Genomic DNA, 16,006 nt, shown 5'->3' on the forward strand with positions numbered 1-16,006 from the left:
GCCGGGCCACGCCTCCTGTTCGTTACGGGCTCGCCTCAGGCGAGACGCGCCAGGCGTTCGGGCCGGACGGGGTGGGCGAAGGGGCGGCCGAGGACGTACGACTCGACCTCGGCCAGGGCCAGTTCGGCGAGGCGGCGCAGCTCACCGCCCTTGGAGCCGGCGATGTGCGGGGTGAGTACGACGTTCGGGCAGTCGTAGAGCGGGGAGTCGGCGGGCAGGACCTCCGGCTCGGTGACGTCCAGGACGGCGTGGAGTCGTCCTGACACCACCTCGTCGGTGAGGGCGTCCTGGTCGACGACGGCACCGCGTGCGGTGTTGATCAGGGTGCCGCCGGTGCGGAGCCTGGCGAGGAGGTCGCGGCTGACGAGACCGCGGGTCTCGGGCAGCAGCGGCGTATGGACGCTGACGGTGTCGCAGCGCGCGAACAGCTCGGGCAGCGACACCGGCTGCGCGCCGAGGGCGCGGGCCTCGGCGTCGGATACGTAGGGGTCGTGGAGGAGGACCGTCAGGTCGTGCGGGCGGAGCAGGTCGATGACGCGGCGGCCGATGATGGAGGCGCTCAGGATGCCCACCGTGCGGCGGTAGTTGCCCGCGTCGGGGTGGCGTTCGTTCCAGTCGACGCGGCGGCGCTCGGCGCGGTAGACGCGGGCGGTCTCCAGGACACGCTTGTTGGCGAGCAGGATCATGGCGAGGGTGTACTCGGCGACCGGTACGGCGTTTGCCGCGGCGGCGGAGGAGACCGCGAGGCCGCGCTCCCAGCAGGCGGGGGTGATGTGGTGGCGTACCGTGCCCGCGGTGTGGATGACCGCACGCAGCCGGGGCGCGGCGTGCAGCACCGCCGCGTCGAGGGGCGGGCAGCCCCAGCCGGTGACGAGCAACTCGGCGTCGGCGAGGGCCCGGTGGGCGTCGGGTGTGGTCAGGTCGTCCAGGACGAGGTGCGGGTCGATGTCGGTGAGGTCGGCGAGGCGGGTCCGCGCGTCGGCGTCGAGGACCTGGCGGGCGGTCCGCTGCGCCATGGCCAGGACGGCGCGCGGGCGGCGCCGGTGAGGGTGGGGTTCGGTCATTTCACGCTTCCGGCGGTCAGGCCCGACTTCCAGTACCGCTGCAGGGTCACGAACGCGACGATCAGCGGGACGACGGCGAGCAGCGAGCCGATGACGACGAGCGGGTAGTACTCGGGCGAGACGGTGGCGGAGCTGTTCCAGGTGTAGAGGCCGAGGCTGAGCGGATACAGGTTCTGGTCGGAGAGCATCACCATGGGCAGGAAGAAGTTGTTCCAGATCGCGGTGAGCTGGAAGAGGAAGACGGTGACGAAGCCGGGGCCGAGCATGCGCAGGCTGACGCGGAAGTACGTCTGCAACTCCCCCGCGCCGTCCACCCGGGACGCCTCCAGCACCTCGGTCGGTACATAGCCGCCGCTGAGCAGACGGGCCAGATAGACGCCGAAGGGGTTGAACAGCACCGGGATGAACACGGCCCAGAAGGTGTTCACCAGACCGATGTTGGACGCCACCAGGTAGAGCGGCAGGGCGAGCACGGTCGGCGGGACCATGACGCCGGTGAGGACAAGCCCGAACAGCTTCTCCTTGTGCGGGAAGTCGTACTTGTCGAAGGCGTACCCGGCGGCGACGCTGATCAGCGAACCGACGAGGGCGCCGACGACCGCGTACAGCAGGCTGTTGAGGTACCAGCGGCCGTAGACGCCGCCCTCCATGGCGAACAGGTCGGTGAGGTTCCGCCCGAGCGAGAAGTCGCCGAGGGTGAGGATGTCGCTGCTGAAGAGCGCGTCGGAGTTCTTGGTGGAGGCCAGCAGCAGCCACAGGCCGGGCAGCAGGGTGTAGAGGGCCGCGACGAGGACGACGACGTTGGCGACGGCGCGGCTGGTGAGTCTGCTCGTGGTCATCGCGGGCTCCGTTCGCGGCGGCCGGCCCAGCGCGTCACCGCGAAGGACAGGGCGCACGTGACGACGAGGAGGATCACGGAAGCGGCGGAGGCCAGGCCGTAGTTGTTGCGGCGGAAGGCGGCGTCGTAGATGTACATGTTGGGCGTGTAGCGGGAGTTGACCATCGGGGTGGCCTGGTTCATCAGGGTGGGTTCGGTGAACAGCTGGAGCGCGCCGATCAGGGCGAACATGCAGACCATGACGACGGAGCCGCGGATGATCGGCACCTTGACGGACAGCGCGGTGCGCAGGCGGCCTGCGCCGTCGATGCGGGCGGCCTCGATCACCTCCCGCGGCAGGGCCTGGAGGGCGGCGTAGAAGATCACCATGTTGTAGCCGAGGCCGCTCCACAGCGCGATGTTGACGATGGCCGGCAGCACGGTGTGCAGGCCGAGGAAGTCGATGTGGATGTCCGCCTCGGCGAACACCTTGATGACGGGGCTGAGGCCGGGGGTGTACAGGTACAGCCAGATCACCGCGGCGATGATGCCGGGCACCGCGTGCGGGAGGTACAGCATCATCTGCGCGGTGCGGCGCAGCCGGACCAGGCCGGAGTCGAGGAGCAGGGCGAGGGCGAGCGCGCCGACGACGACCACCGGGACGAAGATCACGCAGTACAGGGCGATCACGCCGAAGCCGGAGCGGAAGCTCGGGTCGTCCAGGACCGCGAGATAGCTGCGCAGCCCGGTGAAGACGGTGGTGCCGCCGCCGAAGCCGAGGCCCTCGTGGTCCTGGGAGAAGAGGCTGAGGTAGACCGAGTAGCCGACGGGGACCAGGAACACGGCGATGAGCAGGGCCGTGAACGGGGCGAGGAGCGTGACGCAGGCGAGGAGTTGCTGGCGGCGTCCGGCGCGGCGGGGGCGGGCGGGACGCGTGGCGGGGGGTTTCGTTCCCGTGCGTTCTTCTTCGGAGAGCACTGTGCTCACGGCTGCTCCTCAGTTGGTGGTGACCGACAGGCCGAGGCTGCTGAGGTCGGGCAGCGTTCTGCGCTCGCCTTCGCGCAGGGCGCCGATGATGCTGCCGCTGCCGGCTCCGGCCTTGGCGAACCCGTCCTCGACGGAGGTGATCGTGGAGGTCATACGCGGGCCCCACTGCCAGCGCGGGCTGACCAGCCGGGCGGACTCCTGGAAGAGGCCGAAGATGTCCTGGCCGGAGTAGTAGGCGGTGTCCATCTCCTTGCGGGCCACGGGGACGAGCGCGGGTACGGCCGGGTAGGCGCTGCTGATGCCGCTGGAGAGCTTGGCGCGCAGCGCGTCCGGGCTGGTGACCATCCAGAGGATGAACTCCAGTGCCTCCTCGGGGTGTTGGCTGTCCTTGGTGACGGCGAAGGTGGAGCCGCCCTGGGTGCCGAGGGACGGTTTCGCCGGGTCCCACTGCGGGAGCGGCGCGATCGCCCACTTGCCCTTGCCGCCCGGGGTGGAGTTCATCAGGGAGCCGGCCGCCCAGGCGCCCGCCATGTAGCCGACGGTCTCGCCGTTCTGCAGATGCGCCCGCCACTGCTGGCTGTCCACGGGCTCGACGCGCACCAGGTCCTGGTCGACGAGGCGCTGCCAGTAGGCGGCGACCTTGCGGGTCGGGGCGTCGTCCAGGGTGATCCGCCAGGTGTCGTCCCCGGTCCGGAACCACTGGGCGCCGGCCTGCCAGGCGAACCCGGCCATGTGCTGGGAGCCGTTGGTGAAGAAGCTGGCGAGCCGGGAGCCGGGGTCGGCCTTCTTCAGCGCGCGGGCCGCGGTCTCGAACTCGGCCCAGGTCTTGGGGACTTGGATGCCGTGCCGGGTGAGCACGTCCTTGCGGTAGAAGAACATCATCGGCTCGATGTCCACCGGCACGGAGTAGATACGGCCGTCGAGGGTGGTGAGGTCGAGGGCCTGCGGGAGGAACTTTCGGCGTACGTCGTCGGGGAGCAGGTCGGTGAGGTCGCGGGGCACTCCGTCGATGGCGTAGCCGGGCAGCTGGGGGTACTCGATGGTGGCGACGTCGGGGGCGTTGCCCGCGCGGGCGGCGTTGCTGAGTTTGGCCCAGCCGCCCTGGGGGCCGGACGGGACCTGCTGGTAGTCGACCCGGATCTTGTCCTGGCTGCGGTTGTACTCGTCCACGACCTCCTGGGTGCCGCGCAGCGCCGACCAGAAGGTGAGACGCACCGGCCCGGTCCCGGCGCTGTCGCTGCCGCCCGAGGAGCAGCCCGCTAGCAACAAGGTCATGGCGGTGAACAGTGCGGCTGTGGCCAGGCGTACGCGTCGTCGAGCCGTCATGGGGCCTCCCGCGTCCTTGCTGGGTTACCCAAATCCTGAGCGGGAGACGAAAAAGGCGTCAATACATCGAACAGAAGAAACCGAAGCGGTCAAACGAACACCTCATGGGTGTCAGCGGACGGTGCGCGTCTCCGTGGACTCGCGGATCACCAGGCTCGGCAGCAGATCCACGTGCCGCGTCGCCTCGGGGCGCAGTCCCTCGCGGGCCGCACCGAGGCGGCGCAGCAGCAGGCCGAAACCGATCCGGCCGAGCTCGGCCTTGGGCGGTGCGACGGCCGTCAGCGGGACCGGGCCCATGTCGGCGACCACGTCGTTGTAGGCCACCACCGAGCAGCGCCCCGGCACGTCGATCCCGGCCGCCTGGAGCCGCTGCACCAGCACCAGCGCGTCCATGTCGCTGTGGATCAGCACCGCCGTCGCGCCGGTCTTCCGCACCGCCTCCACCAGGTCCGCGGAGCGCGGGTCGGCGGCGGACGGGTCGGGGCCCGCGGTACGGGAGCTGAGGATGGTCCGGCAGCCCGCGGCGAGACCCCTGGCGGCGGTCTGCCCGGCGAACTCATCGCGGATCACCCGCGCGGTGGGGCTGTCGTCGCGTGCGGCCAGGACGATCCGCCGGTGGCCGAGGCCGGCCAGGTGCTCCAGCGCCAGGTGCACGCCGTACGCGTGGTCCGAGCGCACGGAGTCCAGCGGGTAGATGGCGCTGGTGCGGGCGGGGCGCCGCTCCACCAGCACGACGGGCACATCCAGGGCGGCCAGCCACGCGTGGTCGGCGTCCATCTCCTCGGCGCGCGTGCGCCAGTGCGGCGACAGCAGCAGCCCGCGCGCGCCGCCGTCGAGCGCCTGCCGCACCGCCTCGCGCTCCGCCCCGCCGTCGTCGGCCGCGATGTGCAGTTCGAGCCGCAGCCCGGCCTTCTCCGCGGCCTCCCGGGCGCCTTGGACGGCCTCGGTGAGATACGTGTTCCGCTCGGGCACGATCATGGCGACGGCGTCGCCCCCGACCAGGCTCTCTTCGGCGACCGGCCGCAGCGACCGCGCCACCCCGTGCCCCCGGCGCACCTCTCCGCGCCGGGCCAGGTCCTCGACGTCCCGGCGCATCGTGACGACCGAGACGCCGAGTTCGTCGGCGAGATCGGTGAGGCGCGCGACACCCCGCACCCGCACCAGCTCCGCGATCCGGGCCTGCCGCTGCTCCGCCGACTCCCGCATGCCCTCACCGTCTCTGATCGATTTCCCGAGATACCTCCACTCTACCGATCAATCGATCAGACGAGCAGGCGCGGGACCGACCGTTACGCAGGCCGGCAGAGAACCGCCGTCAGCGCCTCCCGCAGCAGGTGTACGGCCTCGTCGACGTCGGCGGCGCCACTCCCCCGGCGCCAGGCCACGTACCCGTCGGGCCGGACCAGCAGCACGCCCTCCTCGTCGATCTCCGCGCGGCGGCTCCACTCGCCGTACGCGTCATGGGCGTCGCGGTCGATGACGACGGCGCGCAGGTCGAGGCCGAGTTCCTGGGCCAGGGTGTCGGCGGCCTCGGCCCAACGCGTTCCGGCGAGACCGGTGACGACCGAGAAGCTGCCCCTGCCGACCAGGTCGAGCGTCGAGACACGGCCGCCCTTGTGGTCGACGAGCCATGCGTGGGGCAGCTTGGCGCCGGGGCGGGACGTCGGTCGGCCGAAGAGTTCGTCGTCGCGGGTGATCGTCTCGACGGTGCCGTCGGGGAGGACGGCGGCCGACTCGTAGCGCTGGTTGTGCTCGACGCCGTGGGCGTTGAACTCGTAGTGCTTCAGCTCGATCGCCTCGCGGATGGCCCGCCGTTTCTTCGCCCCCTCGGCGTCCGGCTGCCGCGCCGCGTGCAGGGCCTTGGTGATGCCCTCCTCGTCCCCGCCGACGACACCGAGGGCTTCGAACAGGGGCAGGAACTGGTCCCGGGAGAGGTTCGCGCGCTCGACGATCTGCCGGGCGACCGGGGCGCGTTCGTCGGAGTAGGTGTCCAGCAGCTCAGGCCCGGCGTGCCCGTTGAGGACGGCCGCCAGCTTCCAGGCGAGGTTGTAGGAGTCCTGGACGGAGGTGTTGGAGCCGAGGCCGTTGGACGGCGGGTGCCGGTGGACGGCGTCCCCGGCGCAGAAGACGCGTCCGGCGTGCAGCCGCGTCGCGTAGGCGTGGTTGACCGTCCAGAGGGAGGCGTTGTCGATGCGGACGTCGAGCTGGTCGTCGCCGACGAGGTCGCGGACGATCGCCGCCGCCGCCTCGTCGGTGACCTCCGGCGGGAGGTTGTCGATGTCGTAGCCCCAGACGATGAGCCACTCGTTCCACGGCCGCACCATGCGCAGCAGGCCCATGCCGATCCCGCCGACGTCGGCGCCCGGGCGCATGATCCAGTACAGGACGCTGGGGCGGTGCTCGACATAGCGCGCGAGGTCGGCCTGGAAGACGATGTTCATGCTGCCCGCCTTGCCCATCTGCCCCTCCATGGGCAGCGCGAGCTTCTCCGCGACGAGGCTGCGGCCGCCGTCGGCGCCGATCATGTACCGGGCGCGTACGGTGTGTTCGGTGCCGCTGGCCCGGTCGCGCAGGGTGGCGGTCACACCGTCCGCGTCCTGTTCGAAGTCGACCAGCTCGGTGTTGAGCCTGACCACGGCGCCCCGCTTGGCCGCGTTGGCCAGGAGGATCGGCTCCAGGTAGGTCTGCGGGAGGTCGATCATCCCGCACGGGCTCTGGGCCGCGTACTCGGTCAGGCTCTCGTCCGCGGTGCCCCAGGTACGGATGCGGCCGATCTCGTCGCCGAGGAGCGACGTGGCGAAGACGGTGTCGCCCATCAGTTGGCTCGGTGTGCCCTTCTCCAGGGCCTCCTGCTCGATTCCCAGGTCGCGGAAGACCTCCATCGCGCGCTGGTTGGTGATGTGGGCGCGTGGGGTGTCCGCGAGCCACCCGTACTTGGTGACCAGGTGGGTGCGTATCCCGTAGGTCGCCAGCAGCAGGGCCGCGGTACCGCCGGCGGGGCCGCTGCCGATGACGAGGACGTCGGTGTCGTAGTGCTGCTCAGGCGTGCTCATGCTGTCTCCGTGAAGCCGCGTCAAAAACCATGAGGGGAAAGGGTGTTCACTCGCCGATGCGCGCGATGTGGAACGTGAACTCGAGCAGCCGCCACTCGCCCTCGACCGGCCGGCCGTCGGGTGTGGGGCCGGTGCGCGGGACGAAGTCCGTGATCAGGTCGTCCTTGACGCCGAAGACCGCGTCGCGCTGCCCGGGGGCACCGTCGAGGTAGGCGCCGCCGCGGACGAACAGCTGGGTGATCAGGGGCTGGTGTCCGGGGGCGTCGATCAGGAAGTGCACGTGCGGTGCGCGGTAGGGGTGGCGGCCCACGGCGGAGAGCATCCTGCCCACCGGCCCGTCGTCCGGGATCGGGTACTCGGACGGGAGGATCGACCAGAACGTGAACCGCCCGTCCTCGTCGGTGGTGAACCGGGCGCGCAGCACCGGCCCGTCCAGATCCGGGAGTTGGACGTCGTAGAAGCCCTCCTCGTTGGACTGCCACACGTCCACGACGGCCCCGGGGACCGGTGCGCCCTCGCGGTCGGTGACCCGGATGTCCGCCCACAGCGGTGTGCCGGTGAGGTCCCCCGCGATGTCGCTGCCGTGTTCGGCGGCGGGCGGTCCGGCCACGTAGAAGGGGCCGAGGATCGCCGACGAAGTGGTGTCGGGCGTACGGGAGTTGGTGAGCGCGTCGACCACGCTGGACACGCCGAGGGTGTCGGAGAGCAGGATGAACTCCTGCCTGGTGTCGGTGGTGATGTGACCGGCCTCGGTGAGGAAGTCGATCGCGGACTGCCACTCCCGCGGGGTGAGGTCGTTGCGGATCGTGTAGGCGTGCAGGGTGCGGGCGAGATCGGTCAGGAGCTGCCTGAGGCGCGGGTTCTCGCAGCCGGCGAAGCTCGCCACGACCTCTTCGGTGAGCGGACGCAGGTCGGGAGGTCCCTCGGGGCGGCGGCCCTGCCAGGCGCCGCGCAGCAGGCCGGCGAGTCCGGTGCGGGTCAGTTCGCGCGGGTTGGGGTACGGCTGTGCGGTGGCCAGTTCCGCCGCGCGGTCCAGGTCGGACTCGTCGAGGCCGAGTTCGCGCAGCGAGGTGGGGCCGCCGACCCGGTGGATCAGGTCGAAGACGCCTGCGGGGGCGTCGGGCACGTCCAGGGCGTGTGCGATGCGCTCCATCGCCTCCGGTGCGGCGGGCGCGTTGTATGCCATCGCGTGCGGGAGGACCACCGTGTGGGTCTCGGCGTGCGGAAGACCGAAGGCGCCGCCCAGCGTGTGGCAGAGCTTGTGGTGCAGCCCCATGCCCACGGCCCCCAGGCACATGCCCGCCAGCCAGGCGGCCTGCAGCAGCTCGGCCCGCGCCTCTGCGTCGGTCGGGTCGTCGTGGAGGGCCGGGAGCGCCCTGCCGATGGCGGTGACCGCTTCCACGGCCATGGCGTCGGTGACCGGCGTGGCGTCCGGCGCGTAGAGGGCCTCCACGGCGTGGGCCAGGGCGTTGATGCCGCTGGTCACGGTCGCCGGGACGGGCAGGCCGAGGGTGAGCTCGACGTCGTACACGACCGTTTCGGGCAGGATCGCGGGCGAGGAGCGGGTGGTCTTGCGGCCGTCGACGGTCTCGCCGAGCACGGGGGTGACCTCGGACCCGGCGTACGTGGTCGGCACGATCACCTGAGGCAGATCCGTGCGGACCGCCAGCGCCTTCGCGAGGCCGGTCGTCGAGCCGCCGCCGATCGCCACCAGGCAGTCCACGCTCCGGTCCCGCAGCAGCCGCAGGGCCTGCTCGGTCACCTCGACGGGCGTGTGCATGGCCGCGCCCGCGAACTCGGCCGTCACCAGCTCGCCCAGGACTCCACGGAGCCGCTCGGTGTCCTTGCGCAGGGCCCGTGACCCGCCCGACAGGAGCATGACCCGGGACCCGCCGAGCCGCTCGGCCTCCTCACGCACCCGGTCCAGGGTGCCCGCACCGAAGATCACCCGGCTCGGTCCGGCCGTATGGACGAAACTCCTCATGAGGCCGCTCTCCATGCTGTGCTCTGTGGGGGTCGGGGCGTCTGCGGCAGTATCCGTACCCAATGGCACGTCGCGCCTGCACAATCGCCGCATCCCGCTGCACGAAAACGGCGACCTCCATCGCCGCTTGCCCACGTGAGCGCCGGACCGGGAGACTGACCGGGGCGCGAAGGAGGGCCGTATGGGCGAGATGGGACTCGGTGACACCCACGGCATCCTGGCGCGGCCGGGCGTGCGTCCCGTCCGCAGCAGCGCGGGGCTCGGCTGGGAGCGGCTGTTCGTGTCGACGCAGCGGGAAGTGCCGTACCGGGACGCCTTCCCCGGAGCCGACAGCCATCTGCTGATCCTGCACCTGGACGGACCCGTGACCGTCCGGCGCGGACGCCGGGGACTGACCGCCGCCCGGCAGGTGCCCCCCGGCGGACTGTTCCTGCATCCGGCGGCCACCGAGCTGGACGTGGAACTCGGCGGCCACCTGAGCACGGTCCACGTCTACCTCTCGGACGCCGCGCTCCAGGCGACGGCGGACGACGAGCGGACCGTGCGGCTGAAGGAGGAGTTCGGCACCACGGACCCGTTGCTGGAACAGCTCGTGCTCGCACTCGACGGAGTCGTACGGCGCTGGGAGCCCAGCGGCGCCGTCTACGCGGACCAACTCGCCCTCATGACCGCGGCGCAGCTGGCCCAGAGGCACAGCGTGCGGCAGCGCGACACTGACGCGCAGGAGCGGCAAGTGGGGCTCGACGACCGGCAGTTCGCGGCCGTCCGGGAACTTCTCGACGCCCGGCTCTCCGAGCCGCTCTCACTGGCGGACCTGGCATCGGCCACCGGCCTGAGCGTCAGCCAGTTCGCCCGGCGGTTCAAGGCCCGCACCGGGTGCCCACCGCACCGGTATCTCGTGCGGCTGCGGGTGGAGCAGGCGGCCCGGCTGCTGCGTGCGGGCACCCTGCCGATCGCGCAAGTGGCGGCCGCGTGCGGCTTCTCCCACCAGGAGCACCTGACCAGGGTGCTCCGCTCCCACCTCGGCACGACACCGGCGGCACTGCGCCGCGCGGGCTGAACGGCTGCCAAGGCGACGCCTTCCTCTCCCCCCGGTTCGCGTGCGGCCCGCATAGCGCACATGGCACGCTCGACGTCCCCCAAAGCGCGAAAAATCAGTGCCTTTGACATGAACTCATGTCTTTCCGTGAACGCCTTGACTCCGTCGCATTCTCACCCGTATTCGATGGAGGTACATCGCATGATCGGCAGACATGCCGCGGTCGGTCGCCGCACCGCCCTGACCGCTCTCGGGATCCTCACCCTCACCGGGATCACCTCGACCGCGGCGGCCGAGCCCCCCAAGCCGGCGCCCGGGTCCACCGCCGCGCAGACGGTCGGTGCCGACCGGCCGTCGGCGGCGGTGCTGCGTGCGCTGCAGCGTGACCTCGGGCTGACGCCGGGTCAGGCGGCCGAGCGTCTGGTCAACGAGGCGGAGGCGGGCGTCCGTGCGGGCCGTCTCCGCAACGCGCTGGGCGAGCGCTTCGCGGGGGCCTGGGTGCGGGGGGCGACCGCCGCCGAGCTCACCGTCGCGACCACGCGGGCCGCCGACGTGTCCCTCATCCGGGCCCAGGGCGCGAAGGCCGCGGTCGTCAAGCGGACGTTGCGCGAACTGCAGGCCGTCAAGGAGAAGCTGGACACGGCCGCCACCCGCGTCACGACACGGGACACGCCGGTCTGGTACGTCGACGTACCGGCGAACCGGGTCGTCGTCGAGGCGGTCAGGCAGTCGGCCGCCACCGCCTTCATCAAGGCGGCCGGCGTCCAGGGCCAGGACGTCGGCGTCCGCGTGTCCTCGGCGCGGCCACGGCTGCTGGCGGACATCGTCGGCGGCGACGCCTACTACATCGGGACCACGGCCCGCTGCTCCATCGGCTTCTCCATCACCAAGGGCACGCAGCAGGGCTTCGCCTCGGCCGGCCACTGCGGCGACCCGGATGACAAGACCACCGGCTACAACAAGGCCGACCAGGGCACGTTCAAGGCCTCCACGTTCCCCGGCAAGGACATGTCCTGGGTCGCCGTCAACACCGAATGGACCGCCACACCCGACGTCAAGGGCGAGGGCGGCGAGAAGACGGAGATCACCGGATCGGTCCAGGCCCTCGTCGGGGCGTCCGTCTGCCGCTCCGGCTCCACCACCGGATGGCACTGCGGCACCATCCAGCAGCACGACACGAGTGTCGACTACTCCCAGGGCAAGGTCGACGGCGTCACCAAGACCAGCGTGTGCGCCGAGCCGGGCGACTCCGGCGGCCCGTTCGTCTCCGGCAGCCAGGCGCAGGGCGTGACCTCCGGCGGCTCGGGCGACTGCACCAGCGGCGGGACCACCTACTACCAGCCGGTCAATCCGATCCTCAAGGACTTCGGCCTCGTCCTGAAGACCGCGTCCGCCGAGGCCCTGCCGCCCGGTCAGCAGGACAACGCGGTGGAGGGCGCATGGGCCGCCGGCCGCGTCTACGAGGCCGGCACCACGGTGACCCACTCCGGTGCGCGCTACCTCTGCCTGCAGACCCACCAGGCGCAGGGCGTGTGGTCGCCGAGTGCCACTCCGGCCCTGTGGCAGAAGCTGTAGTCGTACGACGTCGGGTGCGGGAGCGATGCTCCCGCACCGCCGTTCCCCTATTGCCTGCTACTCCTCCGCGAGAAGCGCGTACGCGGTGGCAACGAAGGAGTCGCGGGCGCGGAACCGGCGGGTGCACAGCGCGACCAGGGCCGTGCCCGTGTCGGGCCTGAAGCCCAGGAACGCCTGCTGGCCGAGGGTCGCCCCGCTGTGGAAGTACATCGGTCCGCCGTTCGTGGGATGCCGGAACCACGCCATCGTGTGCGTGTGCCGGTGTCCCAGACCGCGTCGCAGCAAGGGCGTGCGCACCGCCCGCAGTGCGCCGGCCAGCGGGGAGCCGGCCGGGTCGAGGTGGGCTTCGAGGAAGGTCAGCAGATCGTGCGGGGTGGCGCGGACGGCGCCGGCCGCTTGGAAGCCGCCCGCGTCGAAGGCGGCGGTGCTGGTGCGGCCGTCCTTGCCGTGTCCGACGGCGTCGGTCTTCGGATCCTCCGGCCGCAGGGCGGTGCCGCTCAGGCCGAGCGGACGCAGTATGTGCGCGCCGAGCAATTCGTCCCAGGCCGTGCCCGTGACCGCGGCGAGGGCGTGGCCGAGCACGGCGACGCCGAAGTTGGAGTACTCCCACCGGGTGCCGGGCCGGTGCCGGGAGCGGTGTCGCAGGAACGCCCGGGTCACGCACTCGGCGGGATAGCGGCCGTAGGGGTTGGTGCGCCAGGCGGGAAGCGCCCGTACGTAGAAGTCGGCCGGCAGGGTGGGCAGTCCGGCGGTGTGCGTGACGAGGTGGGCGAGCGTCACCGGGGCCGGCCCGGTCCGCCGGGCCGGGTCCAGGCAGGCGGCGGCCGGCTCGCCCCCGGTCAGCAGGCCGCGCTGGATGAGCTGGGCCAGCAGCAGTCCCGTGAACGTCTTGGACGCCGACCCGATCTCGTACCGCAGGTCTTCGCGAGGGACCGGCGGGGGCGGGGCCGTGCCGCCGCAGTGCAGGGTGCGGCGACCGGCCCGGGAGACGGCGAAGACGGCGTCGGGCGCGTCGACGGCGTGGACGGCGCTCTCCAGCAGCTCCCGCACCGTGTCGTCGCTGCCGAGGGTGCCACCCCTGCCGTCCTGGTCGCTGTCGTCGGCGCCGCCCGGCCAGGGCGTGGAGCGGCCGGTCATGGGGTGGCGTGCGCCAGCTCGGTGAGGGCGCGGGAGGTGGCCAGTACGGATGCGAAGGCGGCGACCAGCGTCGGGTGGTAGACGAGGTCGAACACCTCGTCCGGATCGCCGTCGGGCATCGCCCCGAAGGCGGGCATGGCACCGTCGGGCTGCTGTGCGGCGGCGAAGCCCTCCCATGCCCGTGTGTCCAGGGTGGGGCGGGGCAGACAGGCGTCGACGACGAGGAGTTCGCCGAGCAGGTCCCAGCGCTTCAGATCCAGCCAGTCGTCGATCCAGGCCGGCAGCCACATGGCGAGGTAGTCGGCGATGTCCGGGGGCAGGCCGTCGGCGTGCTCTCCCCAGTCGGTGAGGTGGAACACCGCGTGAGTGACGTCGTAGGCGATGTGCCCGCTGACCGTCCATGGCTCGGGCCTGCGGGCCAGCCACGTGGCGCCGACGAGGTCCGCCTCGGGCGGGCTGGGCGTGAGGCCGAAGCGGCGCTGGAACGCGGCCAGTCCGAGACGTCGGGTCGGGTCGAGTTCGAGGGCCGCCCAGCTGTCGAGCCGGTGGTAGAGGACGGTGGCGCGCTCCACCTCGGGTTCGCTGTACCCGAGTTCCTTGTACGGGAGGTACACCTCGAACGGGATGGGCGAGAGCGGCTCGATGCGCTGCCCGCGCACCAGCATGCGGCCGCCGTCCAGCGTGTGCCGCCAGGTGTGGTCCACGAGCTTGCGCGCCAGCTCGGCCTGCTGTGATCCGGCCACGCCTTCGCGGAACAACACCCGGCAGATCAGGGCCAGTTCGCCGACCGGTTTGAAACGCTCGAGGAAGCCCACTTCCGGATCGACGTCGGGCTCCAGGCGGAATCCGTCGCGATGGGCCCACAGCCACTCCAGGGCGCGGACGCCGACGGTGTGTATCAGACGGGTGTCGGTCATCCAGGCGCTCCTTGTTCCTCGTACCCGTGGTGCATACCGCCCTCGCCCGTAAGGCACTTGAGGGTCTGTGCCGCCGCGAACGCGGCCATCAGCGTGGAGTGGTAGCAGCGGCGGAAGTCCGGCTCCGGAACTGCTTCGCCGTCGCCCCGCGGGCCCTGCTCCGGGAGCGCGCCCGAGGCGTGCTGCGCCCGCGCGATCCGCGGCCAGGCGTGCTGGAGGGTCCCGGGGTCGGGCGGGGACGGGAGGCTCGCGGCGACGATCAGCAGCTCGCAACTGAGGTCCCACATCCCGGCGTCCAGGCAGGTGTCGAGCCAGGCGGGCAGCCAGTCGGCGAGGTAGGCGGCCAGGTCCGCGGGGACGCCGTCGGGGGTGCGGCCCCAGTCGGTGAGGTGGAAGACGACGTGGGTGAGCGCGTACCCGGAGGAGCGCTCGAACGTCCAGGGTTCCGGCAGTCCGCCCAGCCAGGTGCGGCGCAGTAACCGCGGGTCCTGTTCCGGCCGGTGGATGCCGCTGCGGTGTTCGGCCTTCAGGACGCCGAGCCGGCGGGTCGGTTCCTGCTCGGTCAGCCGCCAGCCCCGCGTGCGGGCCGTCGTCGCGGCGGCGGTCTCGTAGCCGGAGTGCCGCAGTCCGGCCGAGGCGAAGACGGAGTAGACCTCCAAGGGGTACGTCGCGAAGGGCTCCAGCGCCTGGAGCCGCAGGAACAGCTCGCCTCGGCCGGTCTGCTGCCACGCGAACCGCAACAGGTCGGACGCGCACGCGTGGAGCGGGTCCGACGGCGGGCTGTGCGCGCGTACGCTCGCACAGGTCTGGGCCAGTTCCCCGAGTGGTTTCCAGGTGGCGTCCACGTGGCCGTCCGCGGTGAGCGCGTCCTCCCCCAGCGTGAAGTCGCCACGGTGCGCGGACAGCCAGGCGAAGGCGCCGGCTGCCACGTCCCGGATCCCGTCGACGTCCATGGCCGTCATACGAGCGCTCCGGCGGCCCGTATGACGCGTGCCGCCTGTGCCTGGAGGGCCACACGGGGGTCGGTGCCGCCCATCAGTTCCACGAAGTCCAGCCCCGCTTCGAGGCCGAGTGCGTCCGGTACGTCTTCGAGCAGGGTGAGCCAGCGTCCGGCACCGGCCGCCTGTTGCCAGTCCCTGCGGCGCACCGCCCGTACGAAGCCCCGGGCCACGTCGACCGTGCGGCGCCGGGCCGCGCGCGCCACCGCGCAGTCCTCGCCGGGCACCGCGAGCGGGGCCAGGACGGCGAGTTGGTGGGTCAGCACCTGCCAGGTCGCCTCGTCGAGCCAGCGGGCGTCGGGTTGCGCGGTCGCGTCCGTGCCGGGCGGGCCGGTCGGGGGCGGGTCGAGCCGCCGTAGCGTGCGACGCATGGCCCAGTGGCTCCACAGGACGGTGGGAGCCGCGTCCGCGCGGGGCGGAAAGGCCTCCACGGTCTCCCGGAACAAGGTGAGGGTCTCGGGGGCGGGCGGGGTGCGGAAGAGGACGTGCGGCAGCAGCAGATCCGCTCCCAACACGCGTACGGCGGCGAACGCGAGGCTTCCGCCATGGCCGTCGACGGCCTCGGTGCCGGACACTCGCACGTGGTCCCCGCCACGCAGGGCGGAGACCACGTCCGACGCAACGTCCTGCACCGCGCCCTGCAAGAGGGTCGTAGCGCCTGACTGCTCCATTCTCAGCTGCTCCCGTCGGTCCGCTCAGCCCTTCTTGGGGCGAGGGGTCGGCGGGGACAGCAGCAGCTTGGTGTCGGCGGAAAGCAGCGCCAGAGCGGCGCACTCCCGGCTGTCGCGGAAGACACCGTCGGGCTCCGCGGGGTCGAGCGCCGCCTCGATGTCGATGCTCGGGACGCCCGTGATTTCCTTGAACGCCTTGTCAGTGGAAGGCATATCACCATCTCCTCTGGGTTCACCCCCGCCACAACCCAGATCACCACAGAGTCACAGAGCACGCATCTTTTCCCAGACGTGGCTATACGTCACTTCTTCAACGTTTTAGCGCCTAGTCCTCCTCGGTGTGGGCGTCCCAGACACGGTGGAGCACGGCCCTGAGCCGGTCGGGCGGCGCGTCGGCGGTGATGTTGAGGGTTGTTGTGCCCGCGTCCGTTCATGAGG

General features: G+C 71.7%; 14 protein-coding genes. 2 read left to right on the forward strand and 12 right to left on the reverse strand.

Annotation, left to right across the window (positions count from 1 at the left end; all coding sequences use genetic code 11):
- Nucleotides 1-35: 35 nt before the first annotated feature.
- From OG828_RS04840 to OG828_RS04870, 7 genes are all read right to left on the reverse strand, one after another.
- A complete protein-coding gene (locus tag OG828_RS04840; protein WP_328500218.1) occupies nucleotides 36-1,064 on the reverse strand; it encodes a hydroxyacid dehydrogenase in 1,029 nt (342 codons plus the stop codon).
- A complete protein-coding gene (locus OG828_RS04845; protein ID WP_328500219.1) occupies nucleotides 1,061-1,903 on the reverse strand; it encodes a carbohydrate ABC transporter permease in 843 nt (280 codons plus the stop codon). Before OG828_RS04845 ends, OG828_RS04840 begins: the two co-directional genes overlap by 4 nt.
- Entirely contained in the window at nucleotides 1,900-2,859 is a 960-nt protein-coding gene (locus OG828_RS04850) for a carbohydrate ABC transporter permease (protein WP_328504801.1), read from the reverse strand. The genes OG828_RS04845 and OG828_RS04850 overlap by 4 nt, the downstream gene beginning before the upstream one ends.
- Before the next feature lie 18 nt (nucleotides 2,860-2,877).
- Nucleotides 2,878-4,194, reverse strand: coding sequence for an ABC transporter substrate-binding protein (locus OG828_RS04855; protein WP_328500220.1), 1,317 nt, complete (start codon nucleotides 4,192-4,194; stop codon nucleotides 2,878-2,880).
- Nucleotides 4,195-4,305: 111 nt separating this feature from the next.
- Nucleotides 4,306-5,400 (reverse strand): LacI family DNA-binding transcriptional regulator, encoded by a 1,095-nt coding sequence (locus tag OG828_RS04860; protein WP_328500221.1) that lies wholly within the window; start codon nucleotides 5,398-5,400, stop codon nucleotides 4,306-4,308.
- Between the two features lie 83 nt (nucleotides 5,401-5,483).
- Nucleotides 5,484-7,247: an FAD-dependent oxidoreductase gene (locus tag OG828_RS04865; RefSeq protein ID WP_328500222.1), complete on the reverse strand. Its 1,764-nt coding sequence runs from the start codon at nucleotides 7,245-7,247 to the stop codon at nucleotides 5,484-5,486.
- Nucleotides 7,248-7,293: 46 nt separating this feature from the next.
- Nucleotides 7,294-9,231 carry a maleylacetate reductase and hydroxyquinol 1,2-dioxygenase domain-containing protein gene (locus OG828_RS04870; RefSeq protein ID WP_328500223.1) on the reverse strand — a complete coding sequence of 646 codons (1,938 nt, stop codon included), beginning with the start codon at nucleotides 9,229-9,231 and terminating at the stop codon, nucleotides 7,294-7,296.
- 181 nt (nucleotides 9,232-9,412) lie between these two features.
- On the opposite strand from OG828_RS04870, the gene OG828_RS04875 reads away from it, so the two are divergent.
- Nucleotides 9,413-10,291: an AraC family transcriptional regulator gene (locus OG828_RS04875; protein WP_328500224.1), complete on the forward strand. Its 879-nt coding sequence runs from the start codon at nucleotides 9,413-9,415 to the stop codon at nucleotides 10,289-10,291.
- Nucleotides 10,292-10,471: 180 nt separating this feature from the next.
- Entirely contained in the window at nucleotides 10,472-11,845 is a 1,374-nt protein-coding gene (locus tag OG828_RS04880; RefSeq protein ID WP_328500225.1) for an alpha-lytic protease prodomain-containing protein, read from the forward strand.
- Nucleotides 11,846-11,902: 57 nt separating this feature from the next.
- On the opposite strand, the gene OG828_RS04885 is transcribed toward OG828_RS04880, so the two are convergent.
- The 5 genes from OG828_RS04885 to OG828_RS04905 are packed head-to-tail and all read right to left on the reverse strand — an operon-like array spanning nucleotide 11,903 to nucleotide 15,781.
- Nucleotides 11,903-12,982 (reverse strand): serine hydrolase domain-containing protein, encoded by a 1,080-nt coding sequence (locus OG828_RS04885; protein WP_328500226.1) that lies wholly within the window; start codon nucleotides 12,980-12,982, stop codon nucleotides 11,903-11,905.
- Nucleotides 12,979-13,899, reverse strand: coding sequence for a DUF6895 family protein (locus tag OG828_RS04890; protein ID WP_328500227.1), 921 nt, complete (start codon nucleotides 13,897-13,899; stop codon nucleotides 12,979-12,981). Before OG828_RS04890 ends, OG828_RS04885 begins: the two co-directional genes overlap by 4 nt.
- Nucleotides 13,896-14,861 carry a DUF6895 family protein gene (locus OG828_RS04895; protein ID WP_328500228.1) on the reverse strand — a complete coding sequence of 322 codons (966 nt, stop codon included), beginning with the start codon at nucleotides 14,859-14,861 and terminating at the stop codon, nucleotides 13,896-13,898. The genes OG828_RS04890 and OG828_RS04895 overlap by 4 nt, the downstream gene beginning before the upstream one ends.
- Nucleotides 14,858-15,568, reverse strand: coding sequence for a hypothetical protein (locus OG828_RS04900; RefSeq protein ID WP_328500229.1), 711 nt, complete (start codon nucleotides 15,566-15,568; stop codon nucleotides 14,858-14,860). The genes OG828_RS04895 and OG828_RS04900 overlap by 4 nt, the downstream gene beginning before the upstream one ends.
- A 24-nt stretch (nucleotides 15,569-15,592) precedes the next feature.
- Complete coding sequence (locus OG828_RS04905) at nucleotides 15,593-15,781, reverse strand: hypothetical protein (RefSeq protein WP_210569730.1); 189 nt, start codon at nucleotides 15,779-15,781, stop codon at nucleotides 15,593-15,595.
- Between the last annotated feature and the right edge of the window lie 225 nt (nucleotides 15,782-16,006).

Source organism: Streptomyces sp. NBC_00457 (genome assembly GCF_036014015.1).
Taxonomy (GTDB): Bacteria; Actinomycetota; Actinomycetes; order Streptomycetales; family Streptomycetaceae; genus Streptomyces.